At 42.3% G+C, this 22,652-nt stretch carries 17 protein-coding genes; 9 read left to right on the top strand and 8 right to left on the bottom strand.

The genetic code is table 11. From position 1 onward, the window contains the following. Positions 1-40 precede the first annotated feature (40 nt). A complete protein-coding gene (locus I8748_RS09715; RefSeq protein ID WP_198124377.1) occupies positions 41-3,787 on the top strand; it encodes an nSTAND1 domain-containing NTPase in 3,747 nt (1,248 codons plus the stop codon). A 437-nt stretch (positions 3,788-4,224) separates the two neighbouring features. Then, on the top strand, positions 4,225-4,614 hold the full coding sequence (locus tag I8748_RS09710) for a hypothetical protein (protein WP_198124376.1): 390 nt from the start codon (positions 4,225-4,227) through the stop codon (positions 4,612-4,614). A 64-nt stretch (positions 4,615-4,678) separates the two neighbouring features. On the opposite strand, the gene I8748_RS09705 is transcribed toward I8748_RS09710, so the two are convergent. After that, a complete protein-coding gene (locus I8748_RS09705; protein ID WP_198124375.1) occupies positions 4,679-5,854 on the bottom strand; it encodes a pyridoxal phosphate-dependent aminotransferase in 1,176 nt (391 codons plus the stop codon). Positions 5,855-6,115: 261 nt separating this feature from the next. Between I8748_RS09705 and I8748_RS09700 the strand changes: the two genes are divergently transcribed. After that, complete coding sequence (locus I8748_RS09700; protein WP_198124374.1) at positions 6,116-6,334, top strand: hypothetical protein; 219 nt, start codon at positions 6,116-6,118, stop codon at positions 6,332-6,334. Between the two features lie 107 nt (positions 6,335-6,441). On the opposite strand, the gene I8748_RS09695 is transcribed toward I8748_RS09700, so the two are convergent. Beyond that, complete coding sequence (locus I8748_RS09695; protein ID WP_096560228.1) at positions 6,442-6,642, bottom strand: hypothetical protein; 201 nt, start codon at positions 6,640-6,642, stop codon at positions 6,442-6,444. A gap of 466 nt (positions 6,643-7,108) precedes the next feature. Between I8748_RS09695 and I8748_RS09690 the strand changes: the two genes are divergently transcribed. The 4 genes from I8748_RS09690 (at position 7,109) to I8748_RS09675 (ending at position 13,599) form a co-directional block, all read left to right on the top strand. Next, complete coding sequence (locus I8748_RS09690) at positions 7,109-7,438, top strand: STAS domain-containing protein (protein WP_198124373.1); 330 nt, start codon at positions 7,109-7,111, stop codon at positions 7,436-7,438. Positions 7,439-7,589: 151 nt separating this feature from the next. Beyond that, on the top strand, positions 7,590-10,289 hold the full coding sequence (locus I8748_RS09685) for a TIGR03960 family B12-binding radical SAM protein (RefSeq protein ID WP_198124372.1): 2,700 nt from the start codon (positions 7,590-7,592) through the stop codon (positions 10,287-10,289). 557 nt (positions 10,290-10,846) lie between these two features. Next, on the top strand, positions 10,847-12,913 hold the full coding sequence (locus tag I8748_RS09680; protein WP_198124371.1) for an Rne/Rng family ribonuclease: 2,067 nt from the start codon (positions 10,847-10,849) through the stop codon (positions 12,911-12,913). 59 nt (positions 12,914-12,972) lie between these two features. Further along, positions 12,973-13,599, top strand: a complete 627-nt coding sequence (locus tag I8748_RS09675) for a ribonuclease HII (protein ID WP_198124370.1) — start codon at positions 12,973-12,975, stop codon at positions 13,597-13,599. Between the two features lie 130 nt (positions 13,600-13,729). Here the strand turns inward: I8748_RS09675 and I8748_RS09670 are convergent, their stop codons facing one another. After that, the gene (locus I8748_RS09670) at positions 13,730-14,317 is read right to left on the bottom strand and encodes a DUF1997 domain-containing protein (RefSeq protein WP_198124369.1); all 588 of its coding nucleotides are present in this window, start codon (positions 14,315-14,317) and stop codon (positions 13,730-13,732) included. A 405-nt stretch (positions 14,318-14,722) separates the two neighbouring features. Then, positions 14,723-14,911, bottom strand: a complete 189-nt coding sequence (locus tag I8748_RS09665) for a hypothetical protein (RefSeq protein ID WP_198124368.1) — start codon at positions 14,909-14,911, stop codon at positions 14,723-14,725. Positions 14,912-14,986: 75 nt separating this feature from the next. Here I8748_RS09665 and I8748_RS09660 point away from each other — a divergent pair, with 75 nt between their 5' ends. Both I8748_RS09660 and pheA read left to right on the top strand, forming a co-directional pair. Next, the gene (locus tag I8748_RS09660; protein ID WP_198124367.1) at positions 14,987-16,711 is read left to right on the top strand and encodes a glycosyltransferase family 39 protein; all 1,725 of its coding nucleotides are present in this window, start codon (positions 14,987-14,989) and stop codon (positions 16,709-16,711) included. A 79-nt stretch (positions 16,712-16,790) separates the two neighbouring features. After that, positions 16,791-17,669: a prephenate dehydratase gene (gene pheA, locus I8748_RS09655; protein ID WP_198124366.1), complete on the top strand. Its 879-nt coding sequence runs from the start codon at positions 16,791-16,793 to the stop codon at positions 17,667-17,669. Between the two features lie 45 nt (positions 17,670-17,714). On the opposite strand, the gene I8748_RS09650 is transcribed toward pheA, so the two are convergent. The 4 genes from I8748_RS09650 to fusA form a co-directional block, all read right to left on the bottom strand. Continuing rightward, positions 17,715-18,365, bottom strand: coding sequence for an LON peptidase substrate-binding domain-containing protein (locus I8748_RS09650; RefSeq protein WP_198124365.1), 651 nt, complete (start codon positions 18,363-18,365; stop codon positions 17,715-17,717). Between the two features lie 387 nt (positions 18,366-18,752). Next, positions 18,753-19,070, bottom strand: a complete 318-nt coding sequence (rpsJ, locus tag I8748_RS09645) for a 30S ribosomal protein S10 (RefSeq protein ID WP_010998474.1) — start codon at positions 19,068-19,070, stop codon at positions 18,753-18,755. A 210-nt stretch (positions 19,071-19,280) separates the two neighbouring features. Continuing rightward, positions 19,281-20,510: an elongation factor Tu gene (tuf, locus tag I8748_RS09640; protein WP_198124364.1), complete on the bottom strand. Its 1,230-nt coding sequence runs from the start codon at positions 20,508-20,510 to the stop codon at positions 19,281-19,283. 22 nt (positions 20,511-20,532) lie between these two features. Beyond that, a complete protein-coding gene (gene fusA, locus I8748_RS09635) occupies positions 20,533-22,611 on the bottom strand; it encodes an elongation factor G (protein ID WP_198124363.1) in 2,079 nt (692 codons plus the stop codon). Between the last annotated feature and the right edge of the window lie 41 nt (positions 22,612-22,652).

The raw sequence follows: 22,652 nt of genomic DNA, 5'->3' as shown, positions 1-22,652 counted from the left end.
ATCTGCTGTAATTAGGTAAACACAATAAATAATTTATCCAATGCCTAAAGTCATTTCAACTAATAATTCAAAAGTTAAAAGTCAGCAAACAGCTATTAAAAAACTTTGGTGTCTGCTAATTGGTGTCGGCGAATATCAAGATAAAACTTTCAGACCATTATCTTATGCATTGGCAGATTGTCAGGGATTAGCTAAAGCTTTCAAACAAGCAAATCAAAATTTTGTTGACACAGAAATTATTGAGCATAATTTTCAAACATTACAAAAACCATATCTCTCAGACATTCGTGCCAATCTTCAGCAAATTGTCACATCTGCTAACTCTGAAGATACCATTTTATTCTACTTTTCTGGACACGGTATGCTTGACTCTAAAAGTCAGCAGGCGGTATTGTGTCTAACTGACACCCAGACAGACGATTTACTCAACACAGGTTTAGTCATGCAGGAACTTTTACAAATGTTGGGTAATTGTCAAGCTTCACAACAATTAGTTGTGCTGGATGCTTGCCATAGTGGTAGTTTAACCTTGAGGAACTCTCCAACTCCTCAGCTGGTGGAAGAGTTACAACAAGTCGCTGTACAAAAAAAACAAACAGGACATAATCAAGGATTTTATGCCTTACTTTCCTGCGATAAAGAGCAAGAATCATGGGAATTTCCCGAATTGAGTCATGGTGTGTTTACTTACTTCTTGATTCGAGGATTGTTAGGTGAAGCAGCTGACTCTAGGGGAGAAATTGAAATCAAAACGCTTTATAAATATATTTATCACCAGACTTTACAATATATTGATAAACTTAACCAAGGTCTGCGTTTAATTAATCTACAAAAACGCAGTCGGGGTGAAACTGACGGTTTTAAAAAAGAACAGCCACCGCAAACACCCAAATTGATTGTAGAAGCAGTGGGTGAACTAATTCTGGGTTACAAAACTTCAGAAGTGCAACCGCGATCGCTGCGACAAGCTTTAATAGTAGATGGGCTATCAAATAGAGAATTGCCTCTAGCCATTAGTAAAATTTTAAGTAGTGCAGGTGGTTTCGATCTCAAATATTGGCATCCCCAAGTGCGAGATTTACCTGATATCCGCCAAGCTATTCAAAATTGCTTGCTGAACAATCAGTCTGAGGTATTTTTAGAAGATGTTACATCTCTACTTTATCTGCGGGGACGAATTGAAGAAACGGAAACAGGTGAAGCTTTTTTAGTACTTAATGATGAGATTAAACTGAGTCGTGATTGGTTACGCCAACATCTACGCCAGTCAAATATCGCCCAACAAATTGTGATATTAGATTGTCTGGTAAAAGAAACAGAATCTATCCCTTCTCTACAAGATTGGCTAGAAGATTTGCAACAAGAATTAGAATTTAGTCAGTGTTTAATTATTGGTGCTGCTAAGGCTAAAAATTCTGCTGAATTTCCTACAGCTTTGCTCAATACTTTGCAAAAAGCTAACTTACAAACAGGTTTATCTGTAGCTGGATGGATTACAGGAGTACAGCGAGAACTTGCAGAAAGTAAAATTTGGCGGAATTATTGGTTAGGAGGTGTGCAAGGTGTCATTGAAGTTATACCTGCTGCTTCACAACAGAAATCTCAACGATTAGATTTAGGGATTTGTCCCTACATGGGTTTAAAAGCTTTTAGCGAAAAAGATGCTCAATATTTCTACGGTCAAGAAGCTTTAACTCAAAAGATAATTAATGAAGTTAATCAAAAATCATTTTTAGCTATAGTTGGTGCTTCTGGTAGCGGTAAATCTTCAGTAGTACAAGCTGGATTAATGGCGCAATTGCGTTTAGGAAAACAACTCCCTACCAGTGAACAATGGTGGATTAAATGTTTGCGTACTGGAGAAAATCCCATTGCAGAATTAGCGCAAATTATGGCGGATGGGGAGGAAAATCCATTACAAACAGAAGGACTATTACATTTAGGAGGTGAGGGTTTTGTCCGCTGGTTACGCACGCGAACCGAACCAATGGTAGTTTTAGTAATTGACCAATTTGAAGAACTTTTTACCCTAGCAGCCGCAAGCGATCGCCAACTTTTTTTAGATATTCTTTTAGAAGCTTTAGAATATGCAGCAGATCGTTTCAAGTTAGTCATTACTCTACGCGCTGACTTTATAGCTTCTTGTCTAGAAGTACCACTCTTATCGAAAAAATTACAAGAGTCTCATGTGTTGGTTCCACCCCGACTCACAGAAGAAAATTATCGTCAGGTGATTGAAAAACCAGCACAGCAAGTAGAACTAAAAGTACAATCTGGTTTGGTTGAGTTGCTGTTGCAGGATTTACAGCAATCTGCTGGAGATTTACCGTTACTGCAATTTGTTTTAGAACAGTTATGGGAACACCGTGATCAAAATACTGGTGAGTTAACAGTCAAAGCTTATCGAGAACAAATTGGTGGTATTCAGTCAGCTTTAGAACGAAAATCTCAAGCAGTTTACGATAGTTTAGCACCAGAAGAAAAGATTGTAGCTCAATGGATTTTTCTTTCTTTAACACGACTGGGTGAAGGAACTGAAGATACCAAGCGACAGGTACGTAAGTCTAATTTATTTGAGGGAAAATATTCCCCAGTCATAGTTGAAAGTACTCTGCAAAAGTTTATTGCAGCTAAACTGATTGTAGTCAAGTTGGCAGAAGATGAATCAAATATTGGGCAAAGTCGCACTAATGATGAAATTACAGAGGAATTGCAACTCTTAAAAAGTGAAGTCACCGTAGAAGTAGCCCATGAAATTTTGATTCATCACTGGTCTACCTTGCGTTGGTGGCTCGATGAAAATCGCGATCGCTTGCACCAACAACAGCGTTTAGAGAAAAAAGTTAAAGAGTGGCAAGCAAAAAACAAGCATCCTGATTTTTTACTACAAAAGACCCAACTTACAGAGGCAGAAGCATTTTACCACAAATACAAAGATGAAATCAAACCCCAAGAACGGGAATATATCCAAGCTAGTAAACAAGCTCGACTCAAAAGTCGTTTGCTAATCGGCAGTGTGAGTACTATTTCTCTACTATTAATAGTCTCTTCTGGTATAGTTGCTTGGCAGCAACAACAGCAGAATCAGTTGGCTCAACTAATTCGCTATGGTTCATTTAACATCATGACACCAGATATCGCCAAAAGCACATTGAAGAGTTTACCTACACTTTTAAAAAATGCCGACACACATCAACATGCAGGTGATGTAAATCAAGCACTTGATGACTACCGCCAAATTTTGTTAATTACTCATAATTTACAAGAAAAAGTCACCCAAGAACCAAAAATATTTACTGATATTAACAATCATCAATACACTATTCAACAAGCATCACAAAAAGCTGAAAATTCTATAGCAGTAATAATTAAGCAATACCAGATTCCCCAACTTGAGGCAGAACTCAAGCAAGGTAATTTTGGTGATTTAGTGATAACTGATTTGTCCAAATTAGAAAATCAATATACAGGCGCTTTGAAAATATCTTATGCAATTCTCATGGGTAAACAAGGCGCTAACGCTGACATGAATAATGATGGTTATCTCACAGAAGGAGAAGAAAAAAATCTCCCTTGTCAAACTCTCAAAGATATTGAAGATTTGTGGCGTAAGTATACACAAAACCGCTGTAGCTTGAATGATGTTAACGACAGTTATCAGCAACCAGCTTGCAAAGAATTACAAGGACAAAACTTGACAATCAAGTTATCATTTCCTCCCTCTGCATATCTTCTCAAAAGGCGATGGCAACAATGTCAAAGTGATAGCAAAGTCATGCAGCAATAGGCTAGTTAGTGCAGGCATCTGTCCCTACATTAACTATCTTCCTCGACTTTCGATTCTTTTTTACCAAAAAGGGGAAAAGAAAAAGGGGAAGGGGAAGGAAATTAAAGTTAAAACTTTTACCCACATGATATAAAGCCCCTATCTGAATTGCCCAGAATATTAAAATCAGATTTTTTAGACAGGTAGTGCGATAAAAATCAGCATCCATACTTGAAACCCCTATCTTAATTGTGGGTTTCCGTTCCCCTTCCCCTTCTTCCCTTCCCCTTCTTCATAGTGACATGTAGTAAGTTAAGCTAAAGCACATATAAATTGTATAATCACCTGTAAAGGTCGTTGACTGTCATCAGTCATCAGTTATCAGTCAACACAATCTCATTCTCGTAAAATTAAGGAAGCTGCAATACTATCCATGCCACTGCACTAATAGCCTAATTATGGAGATCAGCCTCAACTTTCAACCAGGACAAATTGTCTGTTTAGAGCATGGCGACAGAAATCTGTATGCAGAAGTCATTCAAGTTGTAGTTTCCCGCCAGTTGTGCTGGGTGCGTCCATTACTGCTAGTCACCCACACCGAGGAACAACCGCTAACTACTGACTTGCGAGATGCATCTGACCTGCTTTGGCCTGTCGAGTTATTTCGACCAGCTTTAGACACAGAAGTTATTACCCTATTGACTCAAGTTTTGTTAAAAGAACCAAAAGGTGAGCCTGATTTAGCCGCTAAGCAGCAGTTCAATCAGTTTATCCACCAACTATGGCAAGCATATCAAGAGGGAGTCGGGAGCCGGGAGTGGGGTAAGAATCTAAAATCCAAAATCTAAAATCCAAAATCGTATTACTTTTTCTTCCTGATACCCAGTCCCCGCTACCCAGTACCCAGTCCCTTTATGAGGCGTAGCGAATACCAGCATCCTTCATGCGTTGAATTGCTTCATGCATTCGCTCATCAGCTATGGTTAGGGCTATCCTGAAAAAACCTTCTCCTGCTTGACCATAACCGTTACCAGGAGCGACCAAAATGCCGCATTTGTCAAGTAGTAAGCTGACAAATTCGGCTGAGGAATATCCAGGGGGAACAGGTACCCAAACGTAAAGGGTCGCTTTCGGGGGTTCAATTGGCCAACCTAGAGATTGTAGTCCTTTAACGATGATGTCGCGGCGATTTTGATAAACTGACATCAAGCCTTGAAGTTCCGTTTCACTGGTAGAGTAACCTGCGATCGCAGCTTTTTGAATTGCCTTAAAGACTCCAGAATCAACATTTGTCTTTACTTGTCGTAAGCCTGCAATACCGATGGCATTACCAGCTACAAAACCAATCCGCCAGCCTGTCATATTGTACGACTTAGACAAACTGTGAAACTCAATAGCTACATCTTTCGCTCCTGGAATTTGCAGCACACTTGGAGGTTTGTAGCCATCGTATGCCATTTCTGAGTAAGCATGGTCGTGACATAACAAAATGTCGTACTGCTTGCAAAAAGCTACCAATTCCTCAAAAAATTCTAGCGTTGCCAAAGCCCCAGTCGGATTATTAGGATAGTTAATCCACAAGAGTTTTGCCTTGTAAGCAATTTCCTCAGGAATAACACTCAAATTAGGCAAAAATTTATTTTCTGGCTTCAAAGGCATAGTAAAAGCCTCACCTCCAGCGAAAATTGTGGAAGTTCGATATACGGGATAACCAGGATCTGGTATCAGCGTATAATCTCCTGCTTCCACAAAGGCTAAAAAGGTATTGTGTATTGCTTCCTTGGAACCAATAGAAGAAATAATCTCAGTATTTGGATCTAACCCAGTCACCCCAAACCGACGTTCCATCCACAATGCAGCTGCCTCCCGGAATTCTTGCATACCCTGATAAGGTGGATAATTATGGGTGGAAGCGTCATCAATCGCCTCATGCATTACCTGGAGGATATGAGCAGGAGTAGGTTTATCTGGGTCACCTACTGCCATATTAATGATGTCAACTCCCTTGGCTACAAGTTCTTCTCGTTTACGATTAATTTCAGCAAACAAATAGGGAGGAATTTTTTCTAAGCGTTTAGCGGGCTGCATGGCGACTTACTACTAATGCAAATGTAGATGCTCATTAGCACAGTTTACGCCACACCAGGCAGTTAAATATAGTCAACATCACAGAAAAATACCAGCGATCGCCGAAGTGCTTTTGATCGGTACTGCTGTGACTACAACTAATGTTAATTATTGTGAAGCTTTGATTCTACTTCTTGTCAAAATCAACTTGAAATACCGAAAAAGCAGCAATGTCAATAATCAGAACTAAGTAGGCATTATAAACTGTGTACATCAGAAGCAATGAAAGTTTACTTTTCTAACTCATTGACTTTTACTCAGCAACGCCACATGCTATGCTTCCTGGTGGGAACGCTCTTCGAGCAAACAACGGGGAGGCAGTGCGGTCTTGGGGGTCTCACCCATGAGCAACTGCCGTGGGAACCCCGCAATGCAGTGGCTCCACCTGCGGCTTCCCGCAGAAGCGTCTACAGCACTTTCAAGTCAGGTAGGCAAGAATAAACCAAACTATTTTACGAAAAGTAAATACACCTAAAACCCTTATTAATGACCACTGACAACTGACAACTGACGACCCTCACTAGTTAAGTTTATTTACGCGCATCTACTTAATATCCCCAGCTAGGAACCAACTTAATTCTACCAGCATCCATCTCTGCCATTAATAATTCCAGAGCTTCATAATCAACATCAGATATATAACCATTCTCAGTTAGTTCTGAGTTGATTTCATTTTCTATCTCAGGAGTTAGTTTTTGAATGTAAAGAGCTTTCTCTACCAATTGACGGATAACGTACTTAGTTCTCATCAGTAATAATCCAACAGTATATACTACTAAATTTTCCAAGAGAAATCTAGGTATAAAATGTGATCTATATACATCAAAAATGGTGATATAGATCACAAAGTAACTAGATAGTTACCTTGCCATTAACTCTGCAATATACCATCAATAAATGTGAAAGTTAAGGCGTTTAACCCAGCTATACATCTTGGCTCAATTGGCTTCAGTTACAGACCATTTAAACTTTCTCAGCATAGATACGGTGAATTGATCTGCGATGATTGCTGTCTATGCTGATTGTTTTTGAACTCAGCTAAAAAAAAAGTATAGAAAAACACATTTGCCCTTGTCTTTATGACAATCTTTAAACAGAAGTAGTAAAGCAATAAAGATTCAGCAAAGAGTTCTAAGACATATGGTCGATGTTAGGAAAAACAGTTTATGTTCAAATAAACCTAGACTTAAACTTTAAATAACTCTAATGTCAATAATGGAAGCTTTACTAAAGTGTCCAAAAATAACCGTTATTCGTCCTCAGGGCTTTATCAATGCCACTAATGCCCTGGAATTGGAACGAGACTTCACAAGGGCGTTGACCCAAGATGATATTTCCATCTTGTTAGTAGACTTAGCAGCAGTAGAATCCTTAGATAGCTCAGGTCTAATGGCATTGGTGTCTGCACTCAAGCTAGCTCAGAGCTTAGGAAGGAGTTTCAGGCTTTGCTCTGTCTCCCCATCAATCAAAATTATTTTTGAACTAACGCAACTAGATGGGGTTTTTGAAATCCTCGAAGAGGAAGTAAATTTAGCATTAGCGTGAATTTCAACACACTATTATAACATAAAATGTGGCTTGACACCAATTTGGTGTAAAACAGTTGTAACTTGTCAGAATAAATCTGATTGAAAGACCTAATCAATGCTAAGTTGGAGGTGATTGGCTGTAATTAAAAAAGCTAAAAGATAGCACAGTGGCTGTTGCAGTTGAAAAATTAATAACATCGGATATTTTAAAGCCAGCGCGTTACCTTGGTAACGAACGCTTATCAGTACATAAGCCGTGGGATACGGCAGCGATACGCTGGGTATTAACCTACCCAGAAGTATATGAAGTCGGAGCATCCAATTTAGGGCATATCATCCTGTATAACATCCTGAATGCTCAACCACGGCAGTTATGTGATCGCGCCTACCTACCAGGACAAGACCTAGCAGCAAAACTCAGAGCAACCGATACACCTTTGTTTGCTGTAGAGTCCAAGCGATCGCTCTTAGAATTCGACATTTTAGGTTTTAGTCTCAGTTACGAACTGGGTGCAACTAACATTCTAGAAATGTTGGATTTAGCCGGAATTCCTTTAACCTGGCGAGAAAGACAGCAAAGTAGGGGAGCAGGGGAGCAGGGGGGCAGAGGTGAATTTGCTACTCCTAATTCTCCTTATCCCTTAATTTTTGCCGGGGGACAGACGGCAACTTCAAACCCAGAACCATACGCTGACTTTTTCGACTTTTTCGCCCTTGGAGATGGTGAAGAACTCCTACCAGAAATCGGTTTAGTGTTGGAAGAAGCCAAACAAGCTCTCTTGAGTCGCGAACAGACTTTATTAGACTTGGCACAAATACCGGGTGTATATGTTCCTCAGTTCTATGATATTGCGGCAGATGGATCAGTACATCCCAATCGCCCAGATGTGCCAAAACGCATTTTGCGACGAGTCGCAACCCCAATACCAGCTTATTCCATCGGATTAGTTCCCTACGTACAAACTGTACACGATCGCTTGACAATTGAGATTCGACGTGGTTGCACTCGTGGCTGTCGCTTCTGTCAACCAGGAATGCTCACCCGACCAGCTAGAGATGTGGAACCAGAGAAAGTAGTAGAAGCCATTGAACAGGGAATGCGGGCAACTGGTTACAATGAGTTTTCGCTACTATCTCTGAGCTGTTCTGATTATTTGTCCCTCCCAGCAGTAGGGATGGAAATCAAAAATCGGTTAAAAAATGAGAATATTTCTCTATCTCTTCCTAGCCAACGAGTAGACAGATTCGACGAAAATATCGCCAACATTCTTGGCGGTACGCGACAAGGTGGACTCACCTTTGCGCCAGAAGCGGGAACCCAGCGAATGCGAGATATCGTCAACAAAGGTTTGACGAATGAAGAATTATTGCAGGGTGTGAAAACTGCTTGGGAGCAAGGCTGGGACAAAATTAAGTTATATTTCATGATCGGCTTACCGGGTGAGACAGATGCCGATGTCGTGGGCATTGCCGAAACAGTAAGCTGGTTGCAAAGAGAATGTCGAGCTAGAGGACGAAAGCCCTTAAACTTCAACTTGACAATTTCTAACTTTACGCCCAAGCCTCATACACCATTTCAGTGGCACTCAGTTTCCACTGCGGAATTTCAACGCAAGCAAAACTTGCTGCGGCAAGAATTTCGCAGGATTAGAGGAGTAAAGGTAAATTTTACCGATGTACGAATTTCGGCCATGGAGGACTTTATCGGACGAGGCGATCGCAGTTTAGGGAAAGTACTGCGTCGTGCATGGGAATTGGGCGCTGGTATGGATTCCTGGTATGACAGTTTAGATAAAGCTTTTAGTGCTTGGGGGTCTGCGATCGCCCAAGCCGGTTTAGATTGGAAATATCGCCAAGTGGAAAATGGTGAGTGGAATCTATTTCACGCAGAGTCGCAGAGGCGCAAAGGAGAAGAAAATACTCAACTTTTAACTTCTAACTCCTCACTCCTAACTCTTAACTCCTTTGACACTCCCCTACCTTGGGAACACATCGACACGGGGATTGATAAAAAGTGGCTCTTAGAGGACTTACAACGCGCTCTCGAAGCTGCAACTGTCCCGGACTGCTCTTTTGAAGGTTGTTCTCACTGTGGTGTTTGTGGCACAGATTTTGGTCATAACATCGTGATTGAGCCACCTGCAATTCCACAATTTGCTGGCGAGTTTGTCCCCAACACAACCAAGGTACAACGTTTGCGTGTGTGGTTTGGTAAACAGGGCGATATGGCTTTGATGAGTCACTTAGATTTAATGCGTCTATTTGACCGAGTGATCCGGCGAGCAGGTTTACCAGTAGCTTTTACGGGTGGATTTCATCCGTCTCCCCGGATATCTGTAGCCAATGCCTTAGCTTTGGGAGCTACCAGCAGTGGTGAAATTGTGGATTTTGAATTAACTCAGCTAGTGCCAGTTGCTACTTTCAAAGAAAAACTGGCTAGAGAACTACCAAAAGATATACCCATATATGATGTGGTAGAGGTAGATTTAAAAGCTAGTGCTGCCAGCCAAGCCATAGAGGCCGCAGAGTATTTGATTACTGTAGCAGCAGTTGGTGAGGCAACACTTGCACAATGGCAACAATGGATTGATACAATCAAAGCAAAAAATGAGCTATGGTACGAACAAACAACTAAGTCAGGCAAGAGCCAGCAAGTAAATCTGCGCTCACGCTTGTTTGAACTAGAATTAGTACAAACCAACACTAGCGATTTAGAATCAACAGTTATACTGCGTTATGTGGGCAGTTGTCGCCCCGACGGTGTGCTGTTGCGTTCGGAACAAATCCTGTGGATGCTAGAAGTAGTCTCTGGTGAAGAATTTCAACTTCTTCACATTCATCGCAATCAGCTAATTTTAGGAGTATAATCCCCCAAGGATAACTCGCTAGTACTTGCCCTGACGTGACACACATCATGGGAATTGATTTTTGGCAAGGTTGCGTTAGAATAGGGTGAAGAGAAATTTTCTGGCGCTGCATTGAATGAACTGGTTCACTACCCTGATATTCAGGGTGCGAAAGCAAAGATATTAGAGTGCAACTTCTAGGATTTTATCCCAGACAAACAACAGGCAGATTAAAGAATGCTCTCTGTTTATAGCTAGCTTGTGAACTAGTAACTAATAACAGGCTCCGTCGGCAACTCTCACTCTATGCTTTTAAAACACCTGCTGAATGCCTAATCCCTAGGTGGTGAAGGTATCACATCAAGAATCAACCACGGACGGTTGATTTATTTACTTAAACAATATGCAGCCGTTCTGGAATAATCAGGCGTGTAAACGCAATTCCTTAGCCAATAGCTCTTTAATTTTGAGCTTAGATTCACAATTTTTATTATCAGCAGCGCCTTTGAGGGCTAACAGGGGCGAGAGGCATAACAAACCTCCAAGCCTATGGTGCTGCCAGTTTTTGAGGAAGTTGAATGCCAAAACAAATTATCATCGCTGAGCAGCATCAAATTGCTGCTGTCTTTTCTGAAGATCAAATACAAGAACTCGTTGTAGCCACAGGACATCACCAAATAGGTGATATATATTTAGGCGTAGTAGAAAATGTATTACCTGGGATAGATGCGGCTTTTGTCAATATTGGCGATCCAGAACGCAACGGTTTTATTCATGTAACTGATTTGGGGCCGTTAAAGCTGAAGCGAACAGCAGCAGCCATCACAGAATTATTGGCACCACAGCAAAAAGTGTTGGTGCAAGTAATGAAGGAGCCAACAGGGACAAAAGGGCCGAGGCTCACTGGTAACATTACTTTACCTGGGCGGTATGTTGTATTGATGCCCTATGGTAGGGGTGTAAACTTGTCGCGGCGGATTAAGAGTGAAAGTGAACGCAACCGCTTGCGGGCCCTGGCAATCTTGATCAAACCGGCAGGTATGGGTTTGCTAGTGCGTACCGAAGCTGAAGGCAAACCAGAAGAAGCAATTATGGAAGATCTGGAGGTGCTGCAAAAGCAATGGGAGGCAATTCAGCAAGAAGCCCATTCTACCCGTGCCCCAGCTTTGTTAAATCGAGACGATGACTTTATCCAGCGCGTATTGCGAGATATGTACGGTGCGGATGTGAATCGCATCGTTGTGGATTCCAGTACTGGGTTGAAGCGGGTCAAACAGTATTTGCAGAACTGGAGTGGTGGTCAGACACCACAAGGATTGTTAATTGACCATCACCGCGATCGCTCTCCGATTTTAGAATATTTCCGCATTAATGCCGCTATTAGAGAAGCTCTCAAACCCAGAGTAGACTTACCTTCTGGCGGTTACATCATCATTGAGCCGACTGAAGCATTAACAGTAATCGATGTCAACTCTGGTTCCTTTACGCGATCGGCAACAGCTAGAGAAACAGTTCTATGGACAAACTGTGAAGCAGCAACAGAAATTGCCCGTCAGTTACGGCTGCGGAATATTGCCGGGGTAATCGTCGTTGACTTCATTGATATGGAATCGCGACGCGACCAATTACAGGTTCTAGAACACTTCAATAAAGCACTCAAAGCAGACAAAGCTCGTCCTCAGATTGCCCAACTAACCGAACTCGGTTTGGTAGAACTGACCCGCAAGCGCCAAGGTCAAAATATTTACGAACTGTTTGGTGAAACTTGCCCCACATGTGGTGGTTTAGGACATACTGTACGTCTGCCTGGAGAAACTGAAAGCCGATTACCAACCACAGCAGAAATCCCAGAACGTTTTGTATCTCTGCCTCACAGAGAACCACGTCTACCAACTGCGCGAATTACGGAACCAAGAGAAACCTACGATACCTTTAGTGAAGGATTTGATGCCGATTCCGACTTGAGCGGCTTGAATTTAATTAATCATCCCAGCTATCAAGAACTTGGCGATCAGAACAAACGTACTACACGCACCCGTCGTAGACGCATTGGCATCAATGGGGGAAATGGGAAAGATGAACCCCGGATTAGTACTAATCCACTGGGTTTTGACAATGAGCCAGACTTAGACTTAGATGGCGAAGCAGAACTAGGTACAACGCCAGATATTCCCTCACCCACCTTGGGCAAATCAGGTTGGACTGAACGGGCAGAACGTAACAAAGTAGTTACCAAGGTAGAACCAGTTAAACCAGTGGTAGAACCACCGGAAATTAGAACTGTAGAAATGAGCCTAGAAGAACAGGATGTTTTTGCCTTGATGGGAGTTTCGCCTCTAGTCAAGTTAGATCGCGAAGTCAAAAATCCTAAGTCTGTAATTATTAACATTGTTCAGCCTGGACAACAGCCAACTGTACCCACGGAATCAACAACAGACTCAGCTGTTTCTGAAATAGACAATACTGAAGTCAAGACAAATACAGTACAAGCTGTAATCAAAGAGCCATCCTTGCCCGAAAATACATCTGAGCAAACAGAAATACCACCAATTTCAGAGGAAACTGAAGCAAATAGCACCACTACTGCTAGCCGTCGCCGCCGCCGTCGTTCCTCTGCGGTAGAGGATACGTCCTTCCAAGAGTAAATTAAAAATTAAAAATGCAAAATTAAAAATTTTTAATTCTCAATTTTTAATTTTTAATTATGTCAGCACTGAAGAGTGAATCGAGTTGGTTGGAATTGTCGCCCATGTCAGCTATTCCAGGGTTGGTAGCTGGCGTGGATGAAGTCGGGCGAGGTGCCTTATTTGGCCCTGTAGTTGCAGCAGCTGTGATCCTACCAGCTAGTGCTTTGAGCGAACTGATGGCAGCTGATATAAAAGACAGTAAAAAGCTGTCTAGTGTTCGTAGAACTCAGCTAGCACAGCGAATTTCGGTGCTGGCAATTGACTGGAAAATAGGTTTTGCTTCTACTGCCGAAATTGACCGAATAAATATTTTGCAGGCTACACTGTTAGCTATGAAGCGGGCTGTACAGAAGCTGAAGGTACAGCCAGAAATTTGTTTGGTTGATGGTAATCAGTTAGTCAAAGATTTGCTCGTGCCGCAACAAACAATAGTGAAAGGGGACGAGCGATCGCTTTCTATTGCCGCAGCTAGTATTATGGCTAAAGTTTGGCGTGACGAGTTGGTGTTACGTCTAGCATCCAAGTATCCGATGTATGACCTAGCACGTAACAAAGGTTACGGCAGCCAAAAGCATTTGTTGGCATTGCGAGAATATGGCCCCTCACCCCTACATCGCAAGTCCTTTAGTCCCTGCCAAATTTAGTCCTGTATTCTAAGTGAGGGAGAACAATGAGGAGATAAGGAAATGGGGAGATGAGGGGAATAATTCTTTACTCCTAACTCCTCACTCCTTATTCCTAACTCCTGCCTCCTACAATGTAGCAAATACAACATTACTCTATATTGAAGATTGGTAGATCAGCACTGTTATCACCTAGCGCTTTTTGTTTTGTTTGCAAAATGACCCAATTGCGATAGTCTGCCAACAATTGATGAAGCAATCTTTGCTTAACTGTCACCAGCACACTCTTGAGTAAACCATTACCAGTAGCTTCTAAAATTGGTTTGGGAGTCAGAGAAAATGGCGGTGGTAGATCCACTTGTACTTCTAGATCCGCTTTTCCTTGGAGGCGCGTACCAGTACTTCGCTGGTAGGGAGACAAATGCCCCTGTAAATTGAGAGTAAAGCGCTGGTTAATGTACTCTAAACCAACGATTTCACACGAGAGCGATCGCAAATAAATTATTCCATTTGATTCTGCCCAGACTCTCATGTCTACAGTCGGTTGAATACTTACGGACATAAAAGCCAGAGGACGCATTTTTAAGCGAAATACTTCCTCAGAAAGCTGCTGAATACGGCTGCTGTCAACCAAAGCATTAACCAAACGTTGAGGCTGACGCAAGTAGTGCTGAATGGGAATAGGCTGCTGTGGTACAGCAATTTCTACCGATTGAGAGGCAGTAAACTTGGTAGCCATGAGTTCCTGGAAATAATTGTTTAATACTTCTATTATTAATTAATTTATTATGTTTATTAATTTTAATTCACTAAAAACACTATTTATCTCGACTGATTTATTTTAAAAACTATATTTTTTTATAGTTACCATTCATCATTGAGATAGTTTTATAAATTTTATTTTACAACTTCAGAAAGATAAATTATAGCTTAAGTGGTAGGTAATTATTTAGTTCAAATTACCCATGTTTAGTGTCACTTGTCAAGTGATTCCCCAAGACAGATAAGGAAAACAGAAAATGAATAAAGTATTTAACCTGCTTGATTTTTCTTTACAGAGTTAGATTTTTTTCCACTGAATTACTTAGAATTTCAAGGGGAATGCTGTGTAAATCGGGTACATAAGGCACTATTTGCCCTTGCCTTAATACTTAGCTTTCAGATTTACAATAACCACAGCCCCAGTTTCTATGGCAAGCGCAAAAGCTGTTACTATATCGTCTGTCACAAAAGCCATTTCAATCCCCACAGGTAGATTTGGCCAATTATTCTTTTGGAATCCTTGGGAAATGCCTTCTCGCAAAAACCAATCCAGTGGTAAGCTTCTGAACAATTACTTAATTACTCCCGCTGATCTTCCCAGACTTCAATTACTATTTTTGATTGCAACTGGTATGACATCGCGTTAATGAAGAATCATCATCATTTATTGCTAATGCTGCTATGGTTAGCAATTGGCACTGGTCTACGCTTTCTGCGTCTAGAATCTCTACCTCCTTGGACTGATGAGTGTGCAACGATCGTTTTTAGCTTGGGCAATAGTTTTCGCACAGTACCGCTGAATCAGTTCATTAGTTCAGATGTTCTCATGCAGCCACTGCAACCTACTGCTACTGCTGGAATCAGCGCTGTTATCCAACATCTGCTTGATGAAAGTACTCATCCTCCGGTCTATTTTGCCCTAGCCCATTTCTGGATGAAATTATTTTCACCTACAGGAGAACTAGCTTCAATCTGGGCAGCGCGATCGCTGAGTGCTTTATTGGGGGTTGCATCAATTCCTGCTATGTTTGGCTTTGGCTATTTAGCCTTTGGTTCTAAGTTGGTTGGTCAGATGGCAGCAGCAATAATGGCAGTTTCTCCCTACGCTGTTTTCCTAGCTAGAGAAGCGCGTCATTACACTTTGGTAATTTTGCTAGTGATTGCTTCTCTATGTTGCTTTATCACAGCAATTCAGACTATCCATCGTCAAAAACCTTTGCCTATTTGGGTAGTATTAGCTTGGGTAGTAATCAACAGTTTAGGGGTAGCCACCCATTATTTTTTCACTTTGACTCTGTGTGGTGAAGGCTTTGTGCTGCTGTGGCAAATTTGGAGAAAAATTAAGCAGAGTAGAGGTGCTGACTTACACAGCTATTGGTGGCGTATTGTGTTAGTTACTTTGGGAACATTGATTGGATGTCTTGTTTGGATACCCGTCCTGAAAAGTATTCCTGACAATGAACTGACAAACTGGGTTGCGAGTAGCAATCCTCATCTTAGATGGTTAGAACCAATAGGACGATTACTACTTTGGGCTATGAGTATGCTATTGTTGCTACCTTCAGCAATCACAAATTTACCTATGGTGATTGTGATTGTTTCTGGTTTAGTAACTTTGCTGTTTTTGCTGTGGAGCTTACCTTATCTCACTTATGGGCTAAAAATACAGCAGCAACAGCCTGATACGTATCTAGCCATGCAAATCTTGAGTGGGTATGTCATCGGTGCGATCGCTTTATGCCTGTGTTTTACCTACGGTCTAGGCAAGGATTTAACCTTAGCTGCTCGTTTCCAATTTATCTATGCACCAGTCATAATTTTACTTTTGGGTGCTGCATTAGCAGGCTGTTGGTATCGAATAAAGAATTTAAACCAGTATAAACAGAAATTTTGGCCGTTTGTGAATGGCAAAGTTGCGGTCAGCATCATTTGGCTGATGGCAATGCTGGGAGGGGTGACAGTAGTTTGGAATTTGGGCTATCTGCAAAACCAACGTCCTGACATCCTCGCTTCTTTGATCCAAAAAGTATCTCCAGATAAAGTACTAATTGCTACTAACCACATTCATCATGGACAAACTGGTAGAATGATGGGGTTAGCTTGGGAATTCCAACACTTACCTGCCCAAAACTTTCAGTTTTTCTTAGCTCATCAAGACCCAGAGACTAAAGAATATACCCAAGCCATGCAAGTGTTTCGCGAACACCTTACTAAAATTCCACGACCTTTAGATTTATGGTTGATAGAATTTCGCACTCCAGTAGATTTGGAATCTCAGCAATGTTTCCGTGACAACCAATATGGAAAATCTGCTGGCGAATACAGCTATAAACTGTATCATTGTGTCACTCAAAACAATAATGACTATTAAACCAATCTTACTAATGAATAAAGGCTTGATTTTCCTAAGATATAGTCTATAGAGCTAACAGATAACTCAGGCTTAACTTATGACCTTATCCATTGCCCATTTAGGGCCTCGGGGCACTTACACTGAACAAGCAGCTATTTTCTATGTTAATTCACTAATCAAGAAGACAGGAATTGCAGCTACCTTATGCCCCTATCCTAGCATTGCCCAGTCACTCCAAGCTGTTGCTGTAGGATACACCCAACTCGCTGTTGTACCAGTGGAAAATTCTATAGAAGGGAGTGTAACCATGACAATGGATACACTTTGGCAGTTGGACAATTTGCGAATTCAGTTGGCTTTGGTCATGCCCATTGTCCATACTTTAATTTCTTGTGCTAGTGGTTTAGACAGCATTAAAACTGTTTATTCTCACCCGCAAGCTTTGGCACAATGTCAAGGTTGGTTAGAAAGGTTTCTCCCTACTGTGAAGTTGATTCCTACTAATTCCACAACCGAGCCGCTACAGTATTTAGAAAGTGATAACACCGCAGCAGTGATCACATCTAGCAGAGGCGCTCAACTCTACAACCTGCCTATTTTAGCCAGTGGGATTAACGATTATCCAGAAAACTGTACTCGCTTTTGGGTAGTTAGTCAAAGTCAAACAGAAGCAGACTACCATATATCTTCAGCAGATGCTAGTCATACTTCCCTTGCTTTTACTGTACCTAGTAACATGCCGGGAGCGCTGGTTAAACCCCTGCAAGTATTTGCTCAATTAAATATTAATCTTAGCCGTATTGAATCACGCCCAACAAAGCGATCACTTGGAGAATACTTATTTTTCATTGACCTAGAAGCAGACACCACCTCAGCACAAATGCAATCTGCTTTAGAACAATTAACTACCTACACAGAAGTCATTAAAATTTTTGGCAGCTACAATGTTTTGCCAATCAGCCCTCTGGAATTATAAGTGCATAGTCAATAGTCACAAATTTTTGGACTATTGACTATTAACTCATGAGTTTTGATTAAAAGTATCTTTGAGAACAGAGCGAGCTGCCAAGTGATTACGAGTAGAAGTCAAAATTTCTGCTTCTCGTTCTAAGCGAGCGGCAGTATCTTGCATTTCTAACAATGACTGCTGCTCTGCTGCTACACCATAGAGGTTGCTTGCTACCCAATAAGATAGCTCTGTTGGCAAATCAGGCAATTCTTCCGGCAGTTCTATATTTTGTTCTGTTAATTTAGCAGACAGACGCACAACATCTCGCAAAAGTTGTTCTACATCATTTGCCAAAGGGCGCAAATCTTTAGCAGGTGGGTGATCTTCAATCCACTCTACTAAGCCCACACGGTAGGGCTTTTCACGAACATACTCTAAAACACGAAACCTCTGCTGTCCCAATGTCAACATCTTCATCCGGTCATCTGGCAGCCGTTGGTAATGAATTATTTCTGCACAGCAACCAACATTCGCAATTGTGCCTTTGACTGGATCAACCATTAACACTCCAAATCGGCGATCGCTCTCCAGAATCGTGTTCATCATGATTCGGTAGCGAAATTCAAAGATGTGCAAAGGTAATGGTCTAGTGGGAAACAGAACTACTTCAGGTAACGGGAACAGAGGTAGTTCACGGACTGCAATTTTAGAAGAAAATGTCATTTTTACCTTGGTATAATTTTAATCTTTAAAAATTTATTCTTCTCTGCTTTTCCCGTACTTTGTTTACATTCTATCATTTTGTTTCCCAGCCAATAAAAAGCCCTGAAGAAATTTATTTCAGGGCTAGGTAAATATTGGTACAAATAGTCAGTTGTTAGTTGTTAGTTGTGAGGCAGTACGGTGAGTCCAGTGCGGTCTTGGGCTTTGCCCAAGTGGAGCAACTGGCGTTAGCGTAGCGTTAGCGACGCAGGAGCGTCACCCGAAGGGTCTTGGGGGTCTCCCCCATGAGTAACTGCCGTTAGCAAGAGCGTTAGCGAGCTTGCGAGCGTCACCCGTAAGGGTCAGTAGTCAGTTGTTAATGACCACTGACGACTGACTACTGACAAATTACAATTTGACTTCAATGTCCACACCCGATGGCAAGTCTAGTTTCATCAGGGCATCAATAGTTTTAGACGAAGGCTGGTAAATATCAATAATCCGGCGATGGGTGCGGGTTTCAAAGTGTTCGCGCGAATCTTTATCTACGTGAGGCGATCGCAGCACACAGTAGATTTTACGTTTTGTTGGTAGAGGAATCGGGCCTATAGCTGTGGCGTTAGTGCGGTTAGCTGTATCTACAATCTTCTCGCAAGATGTATCTAATAACCGACGGTCAAAAGCTTGTAAACGAATTCTAATCTTCTGCTGCTGTAGAGTTGCCATCTTAAATTGTCCAGGTTCTGAGTTTTAAGGGGACTGGGGACTAGGGACTGGAGACTAGGGGCTGGGGACTGGGAAGGAATTTACTTCATTAAAGAGCGTTTTTCTGTCTAATACCTAATACCCAATCCCCAATCACTTTATAGAGGGAAGAGAAAGGAGCAGAGATTTATCTGATTATCCCTGCTCCTTTGTTATGGAATCAAAAAGGTGCTACTTGAGAATTTTAGAGACGACACCAGCACCGATGGTGCGACCGCCTTCGCGAATAGCGAAGCGCATCCCTTGCTCGATGGCGATCGGGTTGATCAGTTGTATAGTCACCTTAATGCGATCGCCTGGCATTACCATTTCCACTGCTTCGCCTGCATCCGATGTAAACGATTGGATAGTACCAGTTACATCAGTTGTCCGCACGTAGAACTGAGGACGATAGCCTGTGAAAAATGGAGTCTTACGACCACCTTCTTTTTCAGTAAGCACGTATACTTCACCTTCAAATTCGGTGTGAGGGGTAATGGAACCAGGTTTTGCCAGCACCATACCACGCTCAATATCTTCTTTTTTCAGACCACGCAAAAGTACACCGGCGTTATCACCAGCCATACCTTCATCGAGACTCTTCTTAAACATCTCGATTCCGGTGACGGTAGTGCTACGAGTATCTCTAATACCAACTAGCTCGACGGTTTCGTTAATCTTAACTTTGCCGCGTTCGATACGTCCAGTAGCCACAGTACCACGACCTGTGATGCTGAATACGTCTTCTACAGCCATCAGGAAGGGCTTATCAATATCGCGTTCTGGGTCAGGAATGTAAGTATCTACAGCGTCCATGAGTGCATAGATTTTATCTACCCAGGGATTTTCTCCACGTTTGGTTTTAGGATTGGCGATCATTGCTTCGAGAGCTTGTAGACCTGAACCTCTAATGATGGGAATATCATCACCATCAAAACCGTACTCTGTTAAAAGTTCTCTCAGTTCTAGTTCTACCAACTCTAGCAGTTCTTCATCTTCCATCATGTCTTCTTTATTTAAGAAGACTACTAGCTTAGGAACACCCACCTGACGTGCTAACAGAATGTGTTCACGAGTTTGGGGCATAGGCCCATCGGTAGCAGCAACTACAAGGATAGCTCCATCCATTTGGGCTGCACCTGTGATCATATTCTTCACATAGTCAGCGTGTCCTGGACAGTCTACGTGAGCATAGTGGCGTTTTTCAGTTTCATACTCAACGTGAGCTGTGTTGATGGTAATACCCCGTGCCTTTTCTTCAGGAGCAGCATCGATTTCATCATATTTTTTTGCTTGGGCTTGACCCAAAGCTGCCAAGGTCATGGTGATAGCTGCTGTTAATGTTGTTTTACCGTGGTCAACGTGGCCAATGGTACCGATGTTAACGTGGGTTTTAGTTCTTTCAAACTTTGCGCGTGCCATGAATGCTCGTTTCCTTTTTTAATTAAGCGTTCCCTTTGCTTTTTGCAATGATTGCCTCAGCCACGTTGCGAGGCACTTCTTCGTAGTGGCTAAACTCCATTGAGAAGATGCCGCGACCTTGGGTCTTCGACCGGATATCGGTGGCGTAGCCAAACATTTCTGCCAATGGGACTTTAGCAGTCACTTTAGCAATGCTTTGTTCAGATCCCATGCCCTCAATTTGCCCACGACGGGAATTGAGGTCGCCCATAACATCCCCAAGGAAGTTTTCGGGAACTTCTACCTCAACTTTCATCATAGGCTCTAAGAGTACGGGTGAAGCTTTTAATACTGCCTCTTTCATTGCCATTGAACCAGCAATTTTGAAGGCCATTTCCGAAGAGTCTACATCGTGGTATGACCCATCGACTAGTGTTGCTTTGACATCAATTAGCGGATATCCGGCTAAAATACCAGATTCGCAGCTTTCTTTCATTCCTTGTTCTGCGGGGCCAATGTACTCTTTAGGTACAACACCACCGACAATTTTGGATACGAATTCAAAGCCCGTACCGGGTTCTCCTGGCTCCAAATCGATCACAACGTGACCGTATTGACCTTTACCACCACTTTGGCGGATAAACTTACCTTCGACTCTGGTGACGTGTTTGCGAATTGTTTCGCGGTAAGCTACTTGTGGCGCACCAACATTTGCTTCCACTTTAAATTCACGCAACATGCGGTCTACCAGGATTTCCAGGTGGAGTTCTCCCATCCCTGCAATTACTGTTTGGTTGGTTTCTGGATCGACGCTGACCCGGAAGGTTGGATCTTCTTCTGAAAGAGATTGCAGAGCCTTGGATAGTTTATCCATGTCGTTCTTGGTTTTGGGTTCAACCGCCACCGAGATTACAGGCTCAGGAATGAATAGAGATTCCAGAATTACTGGTGACCCTTCATCACATAATGTGTCACCTGTCAAGGTGTCTTTTAACCCCAACGCAGCCCCTAAGTCACCTGCTCGCAGCTCTTCGACATCTAGTCTTTCATCTGCTTTTAATACCACCAAACGGGAAATCCGTTCTTTTTTGTTCTTAGTAGCGTTGAGAACGTAACTACCTTTTTTCAGGACACCAGAGTAAACGCGAACGAAGGTCAGGCGACCGTAAGGGTCAGCCATGATTTTAAATGCCAAAGCTGATAGGGGTTCGTTGTCATCAGCCCGACGCTCTACAGTGTCGCCATTTGGCAGCGCACCTTGAATTGGTGGTACATCAATTGGTGCTGGCAGGTAATCTACAACTGCATCCAGCATCAACTGCACGCCTTTGTTTTTGAATGCTGAACCGCAAAGTACTGGCACAATAGTACCCGCAATTGTGCCTTTACGCAGGGCAGTACGGATTTCGTCTTCTGTTAGTTCTTCGCCCTCGAAGTACTTGCTCATCAGATCGTCGTCTGTTTCTGCCACCGCTTCTATCAGTTGGGTGCGGTATTCTTCAGCTTTGTCTTGCAATTCTGCTGGAATATCTGTTTCTTGAATATCAGTGCCTTGGTCGTTGGCGTATATATATGCACGCATCCGTACCAAGTCAACAATACCCTTAAAATCATTTTCACTACCAATTGGCAGTTGGATAGCAATGGCGTTGGCACGCAGGCGATCGCGCATTTGACCATGAACTTTATAAAAGTCCGCTCCTGTGCGATCCATTTTATTCACAAAGGCTATGCGAGGCACTTTGTAACGGTCTGCTTGCCGCCACACTGTCTCAGATTGTGGTTGCACGCCGCCCACAGAACAAAATACTGCGATTACACCATCCAACACGCGCATGGAACGTTCAACTTCAATCGTGAAGTCTACGTGACCTGGAGTATCGATAATGTTTATTTGATGATCTTTCCAACTGGTACTGATTGCAGCGGCAGTGATGGTGATTCCCCGCTCCCGCTCTTGATCCATCCAGTCTGTTACAGCAGTTCCTTCGTGAACTTCACCAATTTTATGAATTATCCCAGAGTAAAACAATATTCTCTCTGTTGTTGTTGTCTTGCCCGCATCTATATGCGCCGCAATACCGATATTGCGTACTCTCTCTAGCGGGTTTGTACGTACCACAGTAGCCTCCTATAGTTTTTGCCTCATGATATCTTGTATAT

The sequence above is a fragment of the Amazonocrinis nigriterrae CENA67 genome (genome assembly GCF_016056305.1).
In the GTDB taxonomy this organism is placed as follows: domain Bacteria; phylum Cyanobacteriota; class Cyanobacteriia; order Cyanobacteriales; family Nostocaceae; genus Amazonocrinis; species Amazonocrinis nigriterrae.
The sequence above is the reverse complement of the archived record's forward strand: the minus strand, read 5'-3'. Positions and strand labels throughout refer to the sequence as shown.

What these genes read in the sequence shown, in the direction of transcription:
- I8748_RS09715 (WP_198124377.1), top strand. Translation starts at nt 41, where the DNA reads ATGCCTAAAGTCATTTCAACTAATAATTCAAAAGTTAAAAGTCAGCAA.
- I8748_RS09710 (WP_198124376.1), top strand. Translation starts at nt 4,225, where the DNA reads ATGGAGATCAGCCTCAACTTTCAACCAGGACAAATTGTCTGTTTAGAG.
- I8748_RS09705 (WP_198124375.1), bottom strand. Translation starts at nt 5,854, where the DNA reads ATGCAGCCCGCTAAACGCTTAGAAAAAATTCCTCCCTATTTGTTTGCT.
- I8748_RS09700 (WP_198124374.1), top strand. Translation starts at nt 6,116, where the DNA reads ATGAAAGTTTACTTTTCTAACTCATTGACTTTTACTCAGCAACGCCAC.
- I8748_RS09695 (WP_096560228.1), bottom strand. Translation starts at nt 6,642, where the DNA reads ATGAGAACTAAGTACGTTATCCGTCAATTGGTAGAGAAAGCTCTTTAC.
- I8748_RS09690 (WP_198124373.1), top strand. Translation starts at nt 7,109, where the DNA reads ATGGAAGCTTTACTAAAGTGTCCAAAAATAACCGTTATTCGTCCTCAG.
- I8748_RS09680 (WP_198124371.1), top strand. Translation starts at nt 10,847, where the DNA reads ATGCCAAAACAAATTATCATCGCTGAGCAGCATCAAATTGCTGCTGTC.
- I8748_RS09675 (WP_198124370.1), top strand. Translation starts at nt 12,973, where the DNA reads ATGTCAGCACTGAAGAGTGAATCGAGTTGGTTGGAATTGTCGCCCATG.
- I8748_RS09670 (WP_198124369.1), bottom strand. Translation starts at nt 14,317, where the DNA reads ATGGCTACCAAGTTTACTGCCTCTCAATCGGTAGAAATTGCTGTACCA.
- I8748_RS09660 (WP_198124367.1), top strand. Translation starts at nt 14,987, where the DNA reads ATGAAGAATCATCATCATTTATTGCTAATGCTGCTATGGTTAGCAATT.
- pheA (WP_198124366.1), top strand. Translation starts at nt 16,791, where the DNA reads ATGACCTTATCCATTGCCCATTTAGGGCCTCGGGGCACTTACACTGAA.
- I8748_RS09650 (WP_198124365.1), bottom strand. Translation starts at nt 18,365, where the DNA reads ATGACATTTTCTTCTAAAATTGCAGTCCGTGAACTACCTCTGTTCCCG.
- rpsJ (WP_010998474.1), bottom strand. Translation starts at nt 19,070, where the DNA reads ATGGCAACTCTACAGCAGCAGAAGATTAGAATTCGTTTACAAGCTTTT.
- tuf (WP_198124364.1), bottom strand. Translation starts at nt 20,510, where the DNA reads ATGGCACGCGCAAAGTTTGAAAGAACTAAAACCCACGTTAACATCGGT.